Raw genomic sequence first — 18,303 nt, 5'->3', positions numbered from 1 at the left:
CACTTGGGTCCCCCGTCCCTGCCGCGGGATCTCGCTCCGACTCCGGACGGCGGCAGGGTTCGGCAATCCCGCCCGGACACTCCACGAGGAGGGTTCGTGAAGCGGTCCAGACGCTAGCGCGTCCCCCACCCCCATGTCACGTTTCGATCACGACCGTGTCTCATGTCACGAACGCGACGGCACGTCCGGACACAGCGGACCCGTATCGAGGCAGGGCAAAAGTCCCAGGCCAACGGCCTGGTGACGCCACGCAACCGGTAGCCGGCCGTCGTCGCCGACGGTCCTCGAAGATGTGGTCGGCGTCACGCACCTCAAGCACTTATGAGCACGTCCGCACCCCTGCGGGGACGGTGCGTGCAGCTCCCCGGGTCCGGATGTGCTACCCCCGGTCAGCGGGTCACGAACAGGTGCCGCGTGATCTCCTCGGGCAGGTCCAGCTCGAGCTCCGCCCCCGGCGCGTGCAGCGAGACCAGGTCCAGGCCCGGGCGGATGCTCAGCTCCAGACGGCTGCCGGGCCGGAGACCGGCCTCCGCCATGCGGGCGAGGAGGTCGACGTCGACCTGGAGCGGCTCGCCGATGCGCTGGAGCACCACCTCGTGGTCCTCGACCTGCGTCCCGGCCGGCGCGGACGCCGAGCCGGCGGGGAGCAGCTCCGCGACGACGTCGGAGAGCGCACGCACCGGGGCGTGCTCGACGGTCGCGACGTCCGCCTCCCCCAGCTCCTCCAGCCCGGGGATCGGGTTGCCGTACGGGTCCACGTGCGGGTGGTCGAGAAGGTGGAGGAGCCGTCGCTCCACCCGCTCGCTCATCACGTGCTCCCAGCGGCAGGCCTCCTCGTGGACGTGCGGCCAGTCCAGGCCGACGACGTCGACCAGCAGTCGCTCCGCCAGCCGGTGCTTGCGCATGACCTTCGTGGCCTTCTCCCGGCCCTCGTCGGTGAGCTGGAGCTGGCGGTTGCCGGTGAGCACCAGCAGCCCGTCGCGCTCCATGCGGGCCACCGTCTGGGAGACCGTCGGCCCCGAGTGCCCCAGCCGCTCGGCGATGCGGGCGCGCAGCGGGACCACACCCTCCTCCTCGAGCTCGTACACCGTCTTGAGATACATCTCCGTGGTGTCGATCAGGTCACTCACGTATCAGCCGCTCCCTCAGTGCCCGCCGCCCCGGGCGCCGCCGCCGGCGCCGGCGACAAAGCCGTCCAAACGCCCAGGATACGGAGGAACCGCGGACGGCGGGCGACCGTCCGGCACGGGACCACCTTGTCACGCCCACGCTGCGGGAGTGCGGCGCCGGCGATTTCGTCCGTGCGACGCCCGGTGCCTATTGTTCGCCGTGATGGCCGCCACACCCGACCACCCCACCGGACCCCGCCCGCCGATCTTCGCCGTCGACGGCGAGGGCGGGCCGCTCTACCGCGGGCGCCCCGTCGGCGCGCTGACGGGCATGCCGTTCGGGCAGCTCTGGGGCCTGCTCGTCGACGGTGACAGCGATCTCCCGCGCGCGGAGCCGTACAACCTGCCCGTGCGCACCGGGGACCCCCGGGCGGACGTGCTCTCCGCCCTGGCGCAGCTCACGCCGGCGTGGTCCTACCGCCCGCTGTCCGAGATCGACCGTCCGCTCGCCCTGGACAACCTCGCCCGGGCGTCCGCGATGACGCTGAGCTTCGTGGCGCAGTCCGCCCGCGGCTACGACGTCCCCGCCGTGCCGCAGCGACAGGTGGAGCTGGTGGACACGGCGACCGAGCGTTTCCTCGTGCGCTGGCGCGGCGAGGCGGACCCGGCCGCGGTGCGCGCCCTGGACACCTTCTGGCTCGCCGTCGCGGAGAACGGGGTGACCCCTTCCACCCAGACCGCCCGCCTGGCCGCCGAGGTGGGGGCCGACGCCGCGTCGTGCCTGGCCGCGGGCGTCGCCGTCGGCGGTGGTCCCTTCCTCGGCGGGGCCGTGGCCCGGGGGCTCGCCGTCGTCGAGGAGGTCGAGCGGACCGGCGACGCCCGCCGCGTCGTCGAGGCGTACGCCGACGCCCACGGCGGTGCGCTGCCCGGCTTCACCGACGCCCTGCCGACGGACCTGCGGGCCGGCCTCCTGCGGGACGCCTGCGTCGAGGTCGGCGCCCGGCACCTCGAGGCCGGGGAGGCGATCGCCGTCGCGGCGCACGAGCTGCTCCTCGAGCGCGGCCGCCCCGCCGAGGAGTCGGCGGCGAACACGATGTTCTGGGGCGCGATCCTGCTCGACCACCTGGGCGTGCCGGCACCGCTGATGTGCGCGCTGTACCTGTGCGGGCGGACCGCCGGCTGGGCCGCGCACGTCCTGGAGGTGCACGCCTCCCTGCGCTGAGGCACGCCGCGCCCCTGGTGCACGTTCGCCTCGCTCGACCACGGCCGCCCTTCACAGCCGCGGGCACGTGCCCTAGCGTCCGGTCATGGACGCGGTACGGATCGAGCCCTGGCAGGCCGACGACCTCTGGCTCCTCCACCGCGCCAACACCGCGGAGATGACCCGGTTCCTCGGCGCGGCCGAGTCGGCGGAGGACGTCGAGAAGCGGCACGCGAAGTACCTGCGCTACTGGGAGACCGGTGAGGCACGGATGTACCGCGTCATGGCCGGCGACGAGGCCGTGGGCGGCATCGGATGGTGGTCGAGCCAGTGGCGCGACGAGACGGTGCACGAGACCGGGTGGTTCGTCCTGCCCGAGCGGCAGGGCCACGGGTTCGCATCGGCCGCCGTCGGGCTGGTCGTCGCCGACGCCCGGGAGCACGGCGTGCACCCGCTGCTCGGGGCCTTCCCGAGCGTGGAGAACGAGGCGTCGAACCGGCTGTGCGCCCGCACCGGCTTCCAGCTCAGGGGCACGGCGGAGGAGGAGTTCCGCGGGGTCCTGCTGAGGCTCAACGTGTGGATGCTCGAGCTCTGGCCGGGCGGACGCGAGCAGCTCAGCTGAGCGGGACGCCGCCGTCGGGCGGGAACGGGAACAGGGCGGGCCGCCCACCTCGGCGACCCGCCCCGTTGCCCGTGCGGGGAGTCAGTCCGTCAGACCCTCGAGCACCGTCGCGGTCCCGGACAGGCCCAGGCGCGTGGCGCCGGCGGCGATCATCTCGAGCGCGGCCTCGGTGGTGCGGATGCCGCCGGAGGCCTTGACGCCGAGGCGCCCGCCCACGGTCTTCGCCATGAGCTCGACCGCGTGCACGGACGCACCGCCGGCCGGGTGGAAACCGGTGGAGGTCTTGACGAAGTCGGCGCCCGCGGCCTCGGCGGCCCGGCACGCGGCGACGATCTGCTCGTCGGTCAGGGCCGCGGACTCGATGATGACCTTGAGGACCACCGGGGCCGGCGCGGCGGCGCGCACGGCGGCGATCTCGGCCCGGATCTCGTCGAAGCGGCCCGTGGTCGCCAGGGCGAGGTTGATGACCATGTCGATCTCGTCGGCGCCGTCGGCCACGGAGCGGGCCGCCTCGGCGGCCTTGACCTCGGCGTGGTGCGCCCCGGAGGGGAAGCCGCAGACGGTGGCGACCTTGACGTCGCCGGTGCCGGTCAGCGGCAGCAGGCTCGGGGAGACGCAGACCGAGTAGGTGCCGAGGCGCCGGGCCTCCGCGACCAGGGCCGCGACGTCGTCTGCGGTGGACCCGGGCTTGAGGAGGGTGTGGTCGACGATGCTCGCGACCGACACGGTGGTCACGGCGGTCTCGAGTGCGCGCTCGGCGGCCTCGGCCAGGTGCTTCGGGGTCATCTTCTGCCTCCAGACCCCTGCGACGGGGTCGCTCGTCGTCCCGGGCGCGCGGCTGCGCCCCCGGTCCTGATCGGTGACGGGCTCGGCGTCCTGGTCGACGGCTTCAGGAGGCCTCGACCGGGCCGGACCAGCGCGGCTTCCGCCCGGCGCTGATGTCGCTCGTGGTCCCCATGCTAGAGATCGGCGGGCATTCTGGCCCGGGCCGCGGGCCCCACGGACGTGTGCCGTTGGACACGTGCCGCCCGCACCTGCGGACGCCGGGGGCGGGCGCCCGGGCGTCGCTGCGTGGACCGGGACGGGCCTGCCCATGCGGCGGTGGGAGGATCACCCACCATGGAGACGATCGCCATCCCCACAGACCTCCTGCCCGCGGACGGCCGCTTCGGCTGCGGGCCGTCGAAGGTCCGACCCGCGCAGGCGGACATGGTCGCCGCGCTCGGCCAGACCGTGCTCGGCACCTCCCACCGGCAGGCGCCGGTGCGCTCCCTCGTCGGCCGGGTCAAGGAGGGCGTGGCCGCGCTGCTCGGGGCTCCCGAGGGCTACGAGGTGGTCCTCGGCAACGGCGGCTCCACGGCGTTCTGGGACGCCGCGACCTTCTCCCTCGTGCGGGAGCGCGCGCAGCACGCGGACTTCGGCGAGTTCGGGCACAAGTTCGCCACCGCCACCGACCGTGCGCCGTTCCTCGGCGCCTCCGACATCCGCACCGCCCCCGGCGGCACCCTCGCGGTGTGCGAACCGGCCGACGGCATCGACGTCTACGCCTACCCGCACAACGAGACCTCGACGGGCGTCGTCTCCCCCGTCACGCGCATCGGCGACGGCGGCGCCCTCACCGTCGTCGACGCCACCTCGATCGCCGGCGCCCGCGAGGTGGACCTGGCGCAGACCGACGTCTACTACTTCGCCCCGCAGAAGGTCCTCGCCTCCGACGGCGGGCTCTGGATCGCCGTCGTCTCCCCCGCCGCGGTGGCCCGGATCGAGGAGGTGACCGCGAGCCGGTGGGTGCCCGACTTCCTCAACCTCCAGCTGGCGGTGGAGAACTCACGCAAGGACCAGACCCTCAACACCCCCGCGGTGGCGACGCTCGTCATGCTCGCCGAGCAGCTGGACTGGCTGAACGAGAACGGCGGGCTCGGGTGGTCGGCGGGCCGCAGCGCCCGGTCCGCCGCGGTCCTCTACGAGTGGGCCGAGGCCAGCGAGGTCGCGACGCCGTTCGTCGCCGAGCCCGCGCACCGCTCCCCCGTGGTCGGCACGGTCGACTTCGACGAGTCGGTCGACGCGAAGGCCCTCGCGGCGCAGCTGCGGGAGAACGGCGTCGTGGACACGGAGCCGTACCGCAAGCTCGGCCGCAACCAGCTGCGGGTGGGGATGTTCCCGGCGATCGACCCCGAGGACGTCCGGGCGCTGACCGCGTGCGTCGACCACCTGGTGGAGCGGCTGGGCTGAGGTCGTCGCCGCGGCGTCACCTGCCCTTGCCGCTGTTGCTGTTCTGGCCCTTGCCGGTCCTGCCGTTGTTCTCCCCGGCGGGGGTCCCGCCCTGTCCCTTGCCGGTGACCGCGGGCGCCTCCTGAACCGTGGGCGTCGCCGGCTCCTCGACCTGCGTGGCCGGGGCGACGGCGGTGCGGGGCTCCGCGGGGCTCGGGGCCTCGGTGGGGGCCGGCGAGGCGACCGCCGTCGCGACCGGCTCGGCCGTCACCGCGGCGTTCGCGACCCGGACCTTCTCTGCCATGACCAGCACCTTCGCGACCGGCTGGGGAGCCCGGGACTCGCCCTCCGTGGCGGAGAAGGCGACGATGCCCGTGGCCACGGCGGCGGCAGCACCGATCATCACGCGGCGGCGGCGCCGTGCTGACCGACGCGCCGACCCGCGCGGCCTGACGAGAGCGGGCGGGAGCGGGGCGGGCTCCTCGGGCGTCGGGGCACCGAGGACGTCGGAGTCGTGCGGCGTCGGGGCACCGGGGACGACGGCGTCGTGCGGCGCCTGTACGCCGGCGAAGGTCGCCGTCGAGACGCCGTTCAGGGCCGCCGTCGTCGCCGCGTCGCGGGCGGCGGTCGCGCCGGCGGCCGCGTCGTGCGCGGAGGTCGCGCCGGCGGCGGCGTGCATCGCGGTGGACTCCCCCGTCGGTGCGGGCACCACGGGGCTGGCAGCGGTCGGGGGCGAGGCGACGGCGCCCGCGCCGGCGCCGGCGCCGGGCGACGGGACCGTGGCTGCCGGGCTCAGCGCCGCGGCGAGCCGGGCGAGCCGCTCGTGCGCCTCGGTGGCCGTCGGACGGGCCGCGGGGTCCTTGTCGAGGAGGTCGCCGACGAGTGCGTCGAGCTCGTCGGGCACGTCGGGCCGCAGGCTGCGCAGGCGCGGCGGCTGGATGTAGGCGTGATGGTGCAGGACCGCGACGGGCAGCTCGGCGGTGAACGGCGGCCGGCCGGCGACCAGCGCCGTGAGCAGGCATCCGAAGGAGTACATGTCCGTGCCGGAGGTCGCGGGCTCGGCCCGTGCCTGCTCGGGGGCCATGTACTCGGCGGTGCCGAGCGTCGTCCCCGGCGCGGTGAGCGACGTGACCGCCTGGAACTCGATCGCGGCGATGCCGAAGTCCACGACGGTGACCTTGTCGCCGTTGACGATGATGTTGGCCGGCTTGATGTCGCGGTGCACGATGCCGGCAGCGTGGGCGGCCGCGAGCGCGCCGGCTACCCGCCCGCCGATGCGCACGGCCTCCGCCAGGGGCAGGGGGCCGTCGGCCAGCACGGCCGCGAGGTTGCGCCCGGCGACGAGCTCCATCACGAGGAACGCGGTGTCGCCGTCGACGCCGGCGTCGTGGACGGTGACGATGTCCGGGTGGTCGAGCGCGGCGGTGGAGACGGCCTCGCGGCGGAGGCGGTCCCCCAGCGAGACGTCGGTGGCGTCGGTGACGCTGACCGTCTTGACGGCGATGCGCCGGCCAAGGACGAGGTCACGGCCCCGCCACACCTCGGCCATTCCACCCCGGCCGAGCCGTCGGTCCAGCTCGTAGCGGGCGGCGAGCACGACAGTCATGGGTTCGATTGTCGATGCCCCCGGCCGAAACGGCATCTCGGGATGTGCGAGACCTGCCACACGTGGCTGGCAATGGGCCGCTCACCGGGCAACGCCGCGGGCCCCCGCCGCTCAACCGAAAGCACGGTGGCGGCACAATCGCCTCATGGACGCCCCGACGACGGAGCCCACCGTCCGCCCGCTCACCCCCGAGACCTGGCCGGACCTTGAGCGGCTGTTCACCCGCCCCGGCGACCAGCGCGGGTGCTGGTGCATGTGGTTCCGCCTCACCGGCACTGACTGGCCCGCCACCCGCACCGCCGAGCGGCGCGCCGCGTTCGCCGAGCGGGCCGCCGCCGCACCGTCGCCGGGGCTGGTCGCCTACGTCGACGGCGAGCCGGTCGCCTGGGTGGCTGTCGCGCCGCGCGGGGAGCACCCCCGCATCCCGCGTTCCACGGTCATCGTCCACGACCCCGAGGTTCCCGACTGCTGGTCGGTCACCTGCTTCTACATCCGTCCGGACCACCGGGGCCGGGGCCTGTCGACGGCGTTGCTCGCCGCGGCCGTCGACCACGCCGCCGCGCACGGCGCCCGGAACGTCGAGGCGTACCCGGTGGACGCCCAGGAGCGCACCTCGTCCTCCGTGATGTTCCACGGCTCGCTCGGGCTGTTCACCAGGGCAGGTTTTCGCGAGGTCGGGAGGCGGAAGGGACGCCCGACCGTCCGGCTCGCGCTGCGCTGACACCGCCCGCTCGCTGAAGTTGCGCGACCGGCACCATGGCCGGACGCTGGATATCAGCCGGTCTCCGCCCGTAGTTCCTGGGACCGGCGCGACCCGCGATCGATGAGCCGGAGCCGGCGCACCGCCTGCTCCCAGCAGCGCCGACACTTCCCGTCCCGGCCGGTCCGTCACACCGGCGTCCTCGTGCCCAGGAGCTCGCTCGCCATGTTCTCCGCACACCGGTTGTCCGCACACCGACTCTTCGCACGGCCGCCATGGCCGCGGTCCTCGCGCCGCTGGGCGGCTGTGCTCGCCTGCACGGCCACGCTCGCCGCGACGTTCGCGGTCCTCCTCCCGGCGTCGCCCGCGCCGGCCGGGACGGCGGCGCCGGACGCCCCCGAGCCGCGAAGCACGCTGGTGCCCGACGAGGGCCGCCTGTTCGGCGCCTACGTCGATCCGGACGGCTCACCCACCAGCCCGAGCGACGGCAACAGCCAGGACGCCCTCGAGCAGTTCGAGAACGAGGTGGGCCGCAAGCTCGACCTGCACCGCCTCTTCCTCCGGTGGGACGACGACATCGCCCAGCCCACCGTGCTCGCCGACATCGACCGGGGCCGGACGCCGATCGTCTCCGTGCGTCCGGAGCGCCGCGACGGGTCGCGGATCCCCTGGGCCGACGTCGCCTCCGGCGCCGTGGACGCCGACATCGCGGTGCAGGCGCGCGCCGTGAGGTCCCTCGGGGCACCGGTGTTCCTGTCCTTCCACCACGAGCCCGACGTCGAGAAGGCCTTCGGCACACCGGCGGAGTACGTCGCCGCGTGGCGGCACTACGTCTCGGTGTTCCGCGCCCACGGCGTCACCAACGCCGCCTTCACCTGGATCATGACGCCGTCAAGCTTCGGCTCCGCCTACGTGGGCGCCGGCGCGGACGCCTACTACCCCGGCGACGACGTGGTCGACTGGCTGGGCCTGGACGCCTACAACTGGTACGGCTGCTCGCCGGGGAAGCCGGCGGCATGGCGCTCGCTCGCCACCGTCGTCTCCCCGTTCCGGACCTTCGGGAAGGCCCACGGCAAGCCGCTCATGCTGGCCGAGTACGGGTCCGTCGAGGATCCGGAAGACCCGGGCCGCAAGGCCGCCTGGCTGCGGGAGGCGGCGACGGCGCTGGACGCCATGCCGGAGATCAAGGCCGTCTCCTACTTCCACACGCACGGGAACTGCCCGTGGTGGGTGGACTCGAGCCCCGCGTCGATGGAGGCGTTCACGCAGGTCGCCGCGGACGACTCGGCGCACGGGCGCACCACCGCCTCGCTGCTGGCGGGAGACCTGCACGGCCCCGGCCCGCTGACGGTCACCTTCGACGCCTCCGCATCGGCCGGGGCCGGTCAACGCTCGGGCGCGGGGATCGCCCAGTGGCGCCTCGAGTTCGGCGACGGCACCCCGGCCGCGACCGGCACCGGGACGCCGCCCGAGAATCTCTCCCACACGTACCCCTCCGGGCTGCACACCACCCGGCTCACCGTCACCGCGGTGGACGGCTCGACCGCCACCGACACGCGCACCGTGGCCGTCGCACCCGCCCCGAAGCTCTCGGCGGACGGCGTGAGCGGCGGGGACACCTCGGTCACGCTCAAGGCATGGGTGAACACCTACGGGCTGCCGGGCACGGTCACGTTCTCCTGGGGCACCACCCCCGAGCACGGCCAGCAGCGCACCGTCGAGGTCCCCGCCCGCGACTGGACCCAGGCCGTCACCGAGGACCTCACCGGACTGCAGCCGGGCACCCGCTACTACTGGAAGGCGACCGCCACCACCGCCGCCGGCACCACCGACGTCACCGGCCGGCACGTCGACACCACCGGGGCGCCCACCGTGCTCCTCGACGCCCCCACCGACGTCACCGCCACCTCCGCCACGATCAACGCCCGCGTCCACCCCCACTCCCTGGACACCAACGTCCGCGTCCAGCTCGTCCCCACCACCGGCGGCGACCCGGTCACCCTCGAGCCCGTCACCGTCGCCGCCCACACCGGCTACCGCTGGCTCGCCCTCCCCGCCGACGGCCTGCACCCCGCCACCACCTACGAGATCCGGGCCAGCGCCACCAACACCTCCGGCACCACCACCGCCACCCGCACGCTCATCACCCAGGCGGCACCGGCCCCCGCGGAGCCGCCCACGCTCTCGGCGGACGGCGTGAGCGGCGGGGACACCTCGGTCACGCTCAAGGCATGGGTGAACACCTACGGGCTGCCGGGCACGGTCACGTTCTCCTGGGGCACCACCCCCGAGCACGGCCAGCAGCGCACCGTCGAGGTCCCCGCCCGCGACTGGACCCAGGCCGTCACCGAGGACCTCACCGGACTGCAGCCGGGCACCCGCTACTACTGGAAGGCGACCGCCACCACCGCCGCCGGCACCACCGACGTCACCGGCCGGCACGTCGACACCACCGGGGCGCCCACCGTGCTCCTCGACGCCCCCACCGACGTCACCGCCACCTCCGCCACGATCAACGCCCGCGTCCACCCCCACTCCCTGGACACCAACGTCCGCGTCCAGCTCGTCCCCACCACCGGCGGCGACCCGGTCACCCTCGAGCCCGTCACCGTCGCCGCCCACACCGGCTACCGCTGGCTCGCCCTCCCCGCCGACGGCCTGCACCCCGCCACCACCTACGAGATCCGGGCCAGCGCCACCAACACCTCCGGCACCACCACCGCCACTCGCACGCTCACCACGAGCAGCTGAGGCAGGGGGTACCGCCCGGTCCGGGCTCCCCGGCGGGCGGCCTTGCCGGTCCGTCGTGTCCGGCGGGGATCTTGCCCGGTCCGTCGTCACCGGCGGGCGATCTTGCCCGGTCCGTCGTCGCGCCGGCGGGCGGTCTTTGCGGTCCGGGACACACGTGGGGCCGGTCTCGCGACGAGACCGGCCCCACGGGCGCGGCGGCGGCGAGCTGGACCGCTCGCCCAGCCGCCGTCACGCCGCCCTGATGCCCACCTCCTCCGCGAGCCGTGAGGCAAGGAACCGCACGTAGCTCGCGGTGGCGTGCGTGGCGTCGCGGTGCACCAGGTAGTTCCCGATCACCTCGGGGCACGCTTCGTCGGTGCAGAACCAGTCGAGGGTCTCGACCACCTCGCCGCCGGCGCGGGTGACCGCGTCCCGGACGGCGTCGGCGACGTCGGCGTGCGGGGTGGCCGCGGACCGCTCCAGCGCGCAGGCGGAGACGTCGTCGAGGTTGGCCGCCACGCAGTCCGCGCCCGAGCTCGACCGGACCGGGATGTCCTCCACGAGGACGACGCGGTCGGCCGCCTGGGTCAGCCGCGACATCGTGGTCGTCATGGCCTCCCCCCACTCCCCGGCCCCCGCGTCACCGAGCCCGTAGGAGGCGCCCATGAGCACCAGGTCGGGCCGCAGCTCCTCCATCTCGGACAGGACGTCCTCGCGCCAGGTGTCGCACTCGGTGTACTGCCGGCCCAGGTCCTCCGAGTCGATGGTCATCGACGCCGGCGTGCATGCCGACTTGGTCCGGTGCACCACCTTCCACCCCGCCTCGGCCGCCGCCTCGTGCACCGCGGGCTGCCACTGGTCTGCGTGGGAGTCGCCGAACAGGACCACCGTGCGGGCGCCGGCCGGGTCGCCGTACACGCACGGCTCCGTGGGTGCGCTCTCGAGCAGGTCGGCGTGGCACCCGTCGGCGCGGGAGGCGGGCAGGTCCTCCTTGGCCGACTCGATCTGCGGCGTGAGGTTCTCCGGGACGGGCCCGCCGTCGAGCGACTCCTGGAGCACCGGTTGGAGGCTGGTGCCCGGCTCCTGAGCGACGGTGGCGATGTCCACCTGCTCCCCGCGCGGCGTGCCGCCCGGGGCCACGAGGGCGACGACGGCGGTCAGGGCGAGGACGGAGGAGACCGCGAACCCCAGCGACAGCCCGTCCCCCGGTGCCGACAGCGACGGCGAGAACCGGACGGGGTTCTCGACGAGTCTCAGCGAGATCGCCGCGAGGATCAGGGCCGCTGCCGCGGACAGGAGCAGGACCGGGACCGAGGGCGTCAGGCCGAACGCGGCGGGCAGGAGCGTCAGGGCCGGCCAGTGCCAGAGGTACCACCCGTAGGACAGGCCGCCGACGGTGGTGAGCGGGCGCAGGCCGAGGAGCCGGCCGACGCCGCGCCCGGGCGCCGCGACGCCGGCGGCGATGATCGCCGCGGCCCCGCTCACCGGGAGGGCTGCGGCGTACCCCGGGAACGGCGTCGCGCTGTCGAAGGAGACGCCGGCGTAGAGCACCGCCGCCAGTCCCGCCCAGCCGAGCGCCACGGCTGCTGGCCCCCAGAGCCGGCGCACCGCCGGCAGCGCGACGGCCAGCAGCGCCCCGACGGCGAGCTCCCACGCCCGGGTGTGCAGCCCGAAGTACGCCCACGGCTGGGCCGCGCCCGTCTGCCACACGCTCAGGGCCAGCGACCCGGCGATGACGAGCACCAGCACGACCGCGACGCGAGCGGTGCGGAGCTTCGGCGGGCCGTCGGCCGCGGTCCGCGCCGCCCGCGAGCCGCGGGCGACGAGCGTGCCGGCGACGGCCATCAGCAGCACCGGCCAGAGGAGGTAGAACTGCTCCTCGACGGCGAGGGACCAGAAGTGCTGCAGCAGCGACGGCGCCTCCTGGGCGTTGAGGTAGTCGGTGCCCTCCGCCGCGAGCTTGAGGTTGAGGGCGTAGAACACCGTCCACAGCCCGTCGACGGCGGTCTCCTTGCCCACCATCGGCGAGAGCACGAACCACGCGCCGACGATGGTGGCCACCACCACCAGCGCCGCGGCCGGCAGCAGGCGCCGGGCCCGCCGGGCGTAGAAGCGCGGCAGGTCGACCCGCCCGTCCCGGGCGATCTCGCGCAGCAGGAGCGAGGTGATGAGGAACCCGGAGATGACGAAGAAGACGTCCACCCCGACGTACCCGCCGGGAAGGAAGCTCACCCCGGCGTGCCCGAGGACGACGAGCCCGCACGCGACGGCGCGCAGTCCTTCGATGTCCGGCCGGAACCGGTCGCGGTGCGGCTGGCTCCGGGCCCTCCGCGCCGGGGGCGCGGAGGGCGTCGGGGCGGCGGTCGCGGTCACTGCCATGAGGACCTCCGGTCAGGCGTGCGTGGGCGCCGGCGCTACCCGGTCGTAGGCCGTCGACGTGCCGGCAGGCAGCTGCCGCACAGCGGTGGACGAGGTGACCGAGACGAGGCGCTCGATCGAGGGAGGGATCGTGGCCGTCGGCACCGGACGGCCCATCCCGCGGTACGCCCAGCCCGCGTCCGCCCACCGCTGGGGCTCCAGCGCGTTGCGGGCGTCGACGATGCGCCGGTAGGCCACCTGCTGCTCCAGCTCGAACGGGTCCATCGAGGTGAACTGCTCCCACTCGGTGGCCAGCACGACGACGTCGGCACCGGCGACGGCCTCCGCCGCGGTGTCCGCGTAGCTGAGGGTGGGGAACTTGGCCGCGGCGTTGGCGTTCGCCTGCGGGTCGTGCACCACCACCTGGGAGCCGGCGAGGTGCAGCGTGGCGGCCACGTTGAGCGCCGGGGAGTCGCGCACGTCGTCCGTGTTGGGCTTGAAGGCGGCGCCGAGGACGGCGACCTTCGCGCCGAGCACCGAGCCGCCGAGCAGCTCCCGCACCAGGTCCACGACCCGGGACCGCCGGCGCATGTTGACCTCGTCGACCTCACGAAGGAAGTTGAGCGCCTCGTGCGCGCCGAGCTCGGCGGCGCGGGTGGTGAAGGCGCGGATGTCCTTGGGCAGGCAGCCGCCGCCGAAACCGAGCCCGGCCCGCAGGAACTTGCCGCCGATGCGCTCGTCGTACGAGAGCGCCTCGGAGAGCTGCACGACGTCGGCACCGGCCGCCTCGCACACCTCCGCCATCGCGTTGATGAAGGAGATCTTGGTGGCCAGGAAGGAGTTCGCGGCCACCTTGACCAGCTCGGCGGTGGGCATGTCGGTCACCACGAGCGGGGTGCCCGCGTGCAGCACCTTGGCGTAGACCTGCTCCAGCACGGCGGCGTCGGCGCGGCTCGTCACGCCGAGCACGAGGCGGTCGGGCCGCAGCGTGTCCTCGACGGCGAACCCCTCCCGCAGGAACTCCGGGTTCCACGCGAGGTGGACCTCCTCCATGGCGGGCGCCGCCGCCGCCAGGCGGGCGGTGAGCCGCTCGGCCGTGCCCACCGGGACGGTGGACTTCCCGGCGATGAGCGCGGGCCGGTGCAGGTGCGGGGCGAGCGCGTCGATCGCAGCGTCGACGTACCGCAGGTCCGCGCCCCGGCCACCGGGCTGCTGCGGGGTGCCGACGCACAGGAAGTGGACGTCGCCGAACTCCCCGGCCTCGGCGAAGGAGGTGGTGAACCGCAGCCGGCCGGACCCGACGTGCCTCTCGAGCAGGGGCTCCAGACCGGGCTCGAAGAACGGCGCCCTGCCCTGGTTGAGGGTGTCGACCTTCCGCTCGTCGACGTCGACGCCGAGGACCTCGTGCCCGAGCTCGGCCATGCCGGCGGCGTGGACGGCGCCGAGGTATCCCGTACCGATGACAGTGATGCGCAGTGGCATGTCAGCTCCTTCGTGGTCCCCGCCGGTCTCGGCGCAGGTGGTGTGGTGGTGGCCGGTCATGTGGTTGCCGGTCGTCATGGGGTGCTCCCTGCGGTGGCGAGCTCCCGCGGGGCCACGGCCGGCTCCTCGGTGGCGCTCGCGGCCGTCTGGGGTGAGTCCGCCGGGCCCTCGCTGGTCCCGCCGCCGGAGTCGGAGCTCTCCGGGGCCTGCCCCGTCGGTTCCTCGCTCGCGGCCGGGCTCGGCTCCGGGGCAGGCTCTGCCGTGGCCTCCGCCGTCGCGCCGCTCCCCTCCGGGGCCGGCTCGCCGGTGATCTCCGCCGTCGGGTCCTCGGTGGCCCCCGGGCTCGGCTCCTCGGCCGTCCCTGCGGCTGGTTCGTCCGTGGGCGCCTCGGTCGGCTCCTCCGTGGGTTCCGGCGCCTCGGTCGGCTCCTCCGTGGGTTCCGCGCCCTCGCTCGGCAGCGGCGGGAGCTCGGTCTTCGGCTGCTCCGGAGCGCCCTCGCTGAAGTTCCCGTTGCGCAGCCCGTGCTGGGCGACGAGCGTCACCTCCGGCGAGGAGGTCAGGCGCCAGTCGTTGGTGACCGGTTCCGACTCCCCGATGGGGATGGCCGTGACCTCCCGCTGGAACCAGGTGAAGCCGATGATGTCCGGGTTCTGCCGGAGAGCCTCGAAGAAGCTGGTCACCCACTCGGCCTTCTTGCCGCCGGTCTCGGTGGCGCCCACCTCGGTCAGGAAGATCGGCTTGCCGGGGGCGACGGCCCGCAGCCCCGCGACGGAGCGGCCGTACGTGTTCTCGAAGGACGCCTCCTTGCCCTCGATGACCTTGCGGTAGTAGCCGGAGAGGCCGACGACGTCGACGTACTCGTCACCGGGGTACAGCTCCTCGAGCGGCTGGGCCTGGGGGAACTCGATGGTGTTCGGCGACCAGAACCACAGCACGTTCTCGGCGCCGGCGTCGGTGAAGATGTCGTGCACGTGCCGCCAGGCCGCGACGTACTCGCCGGGCTTGTTGCCGTTCGTCTGCTCGGACCAGGGGTACCAGTGCCCGTTCATCTCGTGCATCATCCGGATGCCGACCGGCAGACCGAACTCGGCGACGTCGGCGGCGTACCGGCGCAGGTAGTCGTCGTGGTTGCCGGCGATGATGTCGGCCAGCTGGTACTCCTCGTTGACGGCGTTGCTGGAGTCCGGCCCCATGTTCGTCTCGTTCGGGCGGGCCTCCCACGAGACGATCGGCAGCATGTTGCGGGTCCAGGCACTGGTTGCGGCGTCGGCCCGGAAGTCCTGGTCCCACCCGGCGAAGTACGTCACCGAGCTCGGCATGTGCTGCAGGGTGGCCGCGACCTCGTCGACCTCGCCGAAGAAGTACGGGGACTCCTCGGTGAACATGCCGAAGTACTGCTGCGACGGGCTCAGGAGCTCGTCCGCCGACGGCGCGGTGGGGACGAACTGCCCCTGGGGCTGGCTCGGCGCCCGGTCGGGGTCGTCAGGCAGGTCACGGCAGGCGATCCCGTCGTCGTCCCGGGGACCCGGGTTGCCGTCCAGCCCGTACGGGTCCTCAAGGTCCTGGAGGTAGACGGCCTGGGCGTCCTGCTGCCAGGTGTAGTGCCAGCACCGCGGTTCCTCGGGATCCTTCGCCCCGGAGCGTCCGACGGGCTGCTGGTGCTCGGTGCTGTCGGCGCCCGCCGGCCCGACGGTGCCGGAGCCGCCGCTGCCGGGGGCGCCCGCCCCGCCGACGTCGCCGGACGCACCGGAGCCGCCGGACGAGCCGTCCGCTCCCGGGCCGTTTCCGCCGTCGGCGGACTGGCCGCCGGCGCTCCTCGCCGCAGAACCTCCGGGTCCGCCCTCCGTGTAGCCGGCCTCCACCAGAAGTTCCTCGAACGGCCGGGCCGAGCCGACGCTCGCGATCTGCCAGAGCTGGTCGCGGGTCAGGCTGATGCCCGCCAGCATCTCGTCCAGCATGGGATCGTCGAGCGCGGTCTCGAGAACCGTGCGGGCGAGCTGGGAGGCGGTCTCGCGGTCTGCCGCGGTCAGCGCGGCCGCCAGCTCGGTGAGGGTGGAGCGGGTCTTCGCGCGGCGGGCCGCCTGCTGCTCGTCGGCGCGGTCCTGGGTGGCGGCCGCGGCCGGCGGCGCGCCCAGGGCCTGGACCGCGTCGGAGACGGGCTGAGCCAGCGTCGTGCGCAGCGACGGGGTACCCCACACGACGAGAGACGTCGCCAGGAGCGCCGCGACGAGCCCCAGCGCGATCAGGCGCGTGCGCAGGCTCGTCGCCCCGGCCGCCGCGACGGCGGCCCCGAAGGCGTCCGCGGGTCCCGCCCAGGGGTTTCGTTTAAGGGTGTGGTCAGACAAGGTAGGCCGCCTCGTAGGTCGTGAGGAGGGCGAGGAACGCGCCTCCGATGAGGTAGGGGACGGCGGCAGCGGGGTTCAGCCGCCGCCTCGACCTCGCCGCCTGCTTCGGCGCGGAGTCGGTCGCCGGACGGGCCGGGGTGGCGACGGCCGTCCGGGTGGCCGACCGCGTCGCGGGTCCGCCGGACGTCGCGGCCGCGGGCCCGGCATCAGGTGCACCGGCCGTGCCGGTCACCGACCCCTCGGGCTGCAGGATCACTCCCGGCCGGTCCACCACGTCCACGGGGCCGGGCTCGCTCGCCTCCAGCTCGGCGATGAGATCGTTGCTGACGGCCTCGTCCGTGCTGCTCCCGGCGTAGGCGTCCTTGCGTGTGCCCCAGCCTGCGACGTGCGCCATCCGGAAGAAGCCGAGCAGCCGGATCGGCATGAGGAACGCACTGGAGAAGACGACGTAGAGCGGCATGCGCCACCAGTCGCCGGGTACCTCGACGAGGTGTCGAAGGTGGCGCACGCCCATCGACAGTCCGGTCGCCACCAGCGTCAGGGCGACCACCGAGACGATGCCGACCGTCGAGCCGTACTCCGCGACGATGGCGCCGTAGTAGTTGATGCCCGTGCCGGTGACGATCCGGTACGCCGCACCGATGACCGCACCGGCCAGCAGGAACGGAAGGATGATGTCGGTCAGGAAGAAGATCGCCAGCACCGGGGCGTGCGAGACCATCCACGGCAGCATCCGCAGCGTGTTGTACTGCGACCCGCGGGACCAGCGCAGCTGTTGCTTGAACAGTTTCCGCAGCTCGAGCGGCGCGTCCGTCCAGACCAGCGAGGTCGACTGGTACACCGTCCGGTACCCCTGCTTGAGCGTGAGGTTGGTCAGCGTCCGGTCGTCGCTCACCTCGAGGAACACGCCGAGGAAGCGCCCGTGCATGAACTCGTCCATGGCTTTCAGGACGATCGAGCGGCGGAACGCGATGGTCCTGCCCGGCAGGCAGCCGATCTGGCCCAGGACCGACTGGGCGGGCATCGAGTACTTCACCCGGCTGTTCTCCAGCCAGTCGGCCCAGCGGGTCAGGAACGACCTGCCCGGGTCGAGGATCCGCTGCGCGGTCGTCACGCCGCCGATCCGGGAGTCGGCGAAGGGCTTGACCAGCTCGGCGAGGGTGTCGCGGGCCCACACGGTGTCCGAGTCGACGAGCACGAGGATGTCCCCGGAGGCCATCTCGGTGCCGACCTTGACGGCGTTGCGCTTGCCGGGGATCGGCGTCCAGGTCCACGTGACGCCGTCCTGGGCGAACTCGTCACAGACCTGTTCGAGCTCGACGTTGCGCGGCCCGTTGATGACGACGATCGTCTCTGTCGGTCGCTGCGCGCAGATGCGGGTGAGCACGTCCCGGAACAGGTCGAGCGGCTCGTCGACGACCGGGATGACGACGCTGGTCGTCGTCTCGTGCGGCTCGGTCCACGGCCGGTAGCGGCGCGACAGCAGTATCTTCAGCAGCCACAGCCCCCACACGACGGCGGAAAAGACCGCGAACAAATACAGCTTGCCGTCCTCCACGAAGGCATGGCGAAGCATTAGCAGAAAGACGAACATCACATTCTCCTGACGTGCGCACAAAAGCGCAGTTGTCAGCGGTCAATGGTCAGCGGCAGCACACAGCCCGTCGCGCCCGCGCATGGCGGGATGAATGGGAATGTGTGCGCAGGTATCAGTGATCTCCCCGCCGGAGTGGCGTCACGACGCGGAGCAGCTCAGGTGCTCAGGCGGTCGGAATGTCCGGCCGGTGCACGCGGCGGCGACAGCAGAATGGCCATCGGTCTTCAGTCAGCAGTTTCACGGCCCCCCCAAAAATCTCTTGCCGTGTCCGAAACGTAACACGAGTCGACCGACCCCGCGGTTGCCAACTCGTAAACACCCTGTTAATTAGCTCGGCGCGTC

At 73.7% G+C, this 18,303-nt stretch carries 12 protein-coding genes; 5 read left to right on the top strand and 7 right to left on the bottom strand.

The genetic code is table 11. The annotated features are described in order from the left end of the window. Positions 1–389: 389 nt before the first annotated feature. Positions 390–1,130: an iron-dependent transcriptional repressor DtxR gene (locus tag ABD774_RS12600; protein ID WP_345041675.1), complete on the bottom strand. Its 741-nt coding sequence runs from the start codon at positions 1,128–1,130 to the stop codon at positions 390–392. A 202-nt stretch (positions 1,131–1,332) separates the two neighbouring features. On the opposite strand from ABD774_RS12600, the gene ABD774_RS12595 reads away from it, so the two are divergent. Both ABD774_RS12595 and ABD774_RS12590 read left to right on the top strand, forming a co-directional pair. After that, entirely contained in the window at positions 1,333–2,331 is a 999-nt protein-coding gene (locus ABD774_RS12595) for a citrate/2-methylcitrate synthase (protein ID WP_345041673.1), read from the top strand. 85 nt (positions 2,332–2,416) lie between these two features. Next, a complete protein-coding gene (locus ABD774_RS12590; RefSeq protein ID WP_345041671.1) occupies positions 2,417–2,932 on the top strand; it encodes a GNAT family N-acetyltransferase in 516 nt (171 codons plus the stop codon). An 81-nt stretch (positions 2,933–3,013) separates the two neighbouring features. On the opposite strand, the gene deoC is transcribed toward ABD774_RS12590, so the two are convergent. Beyond that, the gene (deoC, locus tag ABD774_RS12585) at positions 3,014–3,718 is read right to left on the bottom strand and encodes a deoxyribose-phosphate aldolase (protein WP_345041669.1); all 705 of its coding nucleotides are present in this window, start codon (positions 3,716–3,718) and stop codon (positions 3,014–3,016) included. Positions 3,719–4,051: 333 nt separating this feature from the next. On the opposite strand from deoC, the gene serC reads away from it, so the two are divergent. Further along, a complete protein-coding gene (gene serC / locus ABD774_RS12580; protein WP_345041667.1) occupies positions 4,052–5,164 on the top strand; it encodes a phosphoserine transaminase in 1,113 nt (370 codons plus the stop codon). A gap of 16 nt (positions 5,165–5,180) precedes the next feature. Here serC and ABD774_RS12575 read toward each other — a convergent pair whose 3' ends face one another. Continuing rightward, positions 5,181–6,749: a serine/threonine-protein kinase gene (locus ABD774_RS12575; RefSeq protein WP_345041665.1), complete on the bottom strand. Its 1,569-nt coding sequence runs from the start codon at positions 6,747–6,749 to the stop codon at positions 5,181–5,183. A 145-nt stretch (positions 6,750–6,894) separates the two neighbouring features. On the opposite strand from ABD774_RS12575, the gene ABD774_RS12570 reads away from it, so the two are divergent. Together ABD774_RS12570 and ABD774_RS12565 are read left to right on the top strand one after the other, a co-directional pair. Further along, on the top strand, positions 6,895–7,470 hold the full coding sequence (locus ABD774_RS12570) for a GNAT family N-acetyltransferase (RefSeq protein WP_345041663.1): 576 nt from the start codon (positions 6,895–6,897) through the stop codon (positions 7,468–7,470). A 285-nt stretch (positions 7,471–7,755) separates the two neighbouring features. Continuing rightward, positions 7,756–10,200: a hypothetical protein gene (locus tag ABD774_RS12565; RefSeq protein WP_345041660.1), complete on the top strand. Its 2,445-nt coding sequence runs from the start codon at positions 7,756–7,758 to the stop codon at positions 10,198–10,200. A gap of 228 nt (positions 10,201–10,428) precedes the next feature. Here the strand turns inward: ABD774_RS12565 and ABD774_RS12560 are convergent, their stop codons facing one another. The 4 genes from ABD774_RS12560 to ABD774_RS12545 form a co-directional block, all read right to left on the bottom strand. Then, entirely contained in the window at positions 10,429–12,558 is a 2,130-nt protein-coding gene (locus tag ABD774_RS12560; protein ID WP_345041657.1) for an acyltransferase family protein, read from the bottom strand. Positions 12,559–12,570: 12 nt separating this feature from the next. Continuing rightward, complete coding sequence (locus tag ABD774_RS12555; protein ID WP_345041681.1) at positions 12,571–14,019, bottom strand: UDP-glucose dehydrogenase family protein; 1,449 nt, start codon at positions 14,017–14,019, stop codon at positions 12,571–12,573. A 74-nt stretch (positions 14,020–14,093) separates the two neighbouring features. Continuing rightward, positions 14,094–16,364, bottom strand: a complete 2,271-nt coding sequence (locus ABD774_RS12550; protein ID WP_345041655.1) for a glycoside hydrolase family 26 protein — start codon at positions 16,362–16,364, stop codon at positions 14,094–14,096. After that, complete coding sequence (locus ABD774_RS12545; RefSeq protein WP_345041653.1) at positions 16,357–17,958, bottom strand: glycosyltransferase; 1,602 nt, start codon at positions 17,956–17,958, stop codon at positions 16,357–16,359. The genes ABD774_RS12550 and ABD774_RS12545 overlap by 8 nt, the downstream gene beginning before the upstream one ends. Positions 17,959–18,303: the final 345 nt, after the last annotated feature.

It is taken from the genome of Georgenia daeguensis (genome assembly GCF_039537705.1).
In the GTDB taxonomy this organism is placed as follows: domain Bacteria; phylum Actinomycetota; class Actinomycetes; order Actinomycetales; family Actinomycetaceae; genus Georgenia; species Georgenia daeguensis.
The sequence above is the reverse complement of the archived record's forward strand: the minus strand, read 5'-3'. Positions and strand labels throughout refer to the sequence as shown.

Coding starts and splice junctions, on each gene's coding strand:
- ABD774_RS12595 (WP_345041673.1), top strand. CDS start 1,333: ATGGCCGCCACACCCGACCACCCCACCGGACCCCGCCCGCCGATCTTC.
- ABD774_RS12590 (WP_345041671.1), top strand. CDS start 2,417: ATGGACGCGGTACGGATCGAGCCCTGGCAGGCCGACGACCTCTGGCTC.
- deoC (WP_345041669.1), bottom strand. CDS start 3,718: ATGACCCCGAAGCACCTGGCCGAGGCCGCCGAGCGCGCACTCGAGACC.
- serC (WP_345041667.1), top strand. CDS start 4,052: ATGGAGACGATCGCCATCCCCACAGACCTCCTGCCCGCGGACGGCCGC.
- ABD774_RS12575 (WP_345041665.1), bottom strand. CDS start 6,749: ATGACTGTCGTGCTCGCCGCCCGCTACGAGCTGGACCGACGGCTCGGC.
- ABD774_RS12570 (WP_345041663.1), top strand. CDS start 6,895: ATGGACGCCCCGACGACGGAGCCCACCGTCCGCCCGCTCACCCCCGAG.
- ABD774_RS12560 (WP_345041657.1), bottom strand. CDS start 12,558: ATGGCAGTGACCGCGACCGCCGCCCCGACGCCCTCCGCGCCCCCGGCG.
- ABD774_RS12555 (WP_345041681.1), bottom strand. CDS start 14,019: ATGCCACTGCGCATCACTGTCATCGGTACGGGATACCTCGGCGCCGTC.
- ABD774_RS12545 (WP_345041653.1), bottom strand. CDS start 17,958: ATGTTCGTCTTTCTGCTAATGCTTCGCCATGCCTTCGTGGAGGACGGC.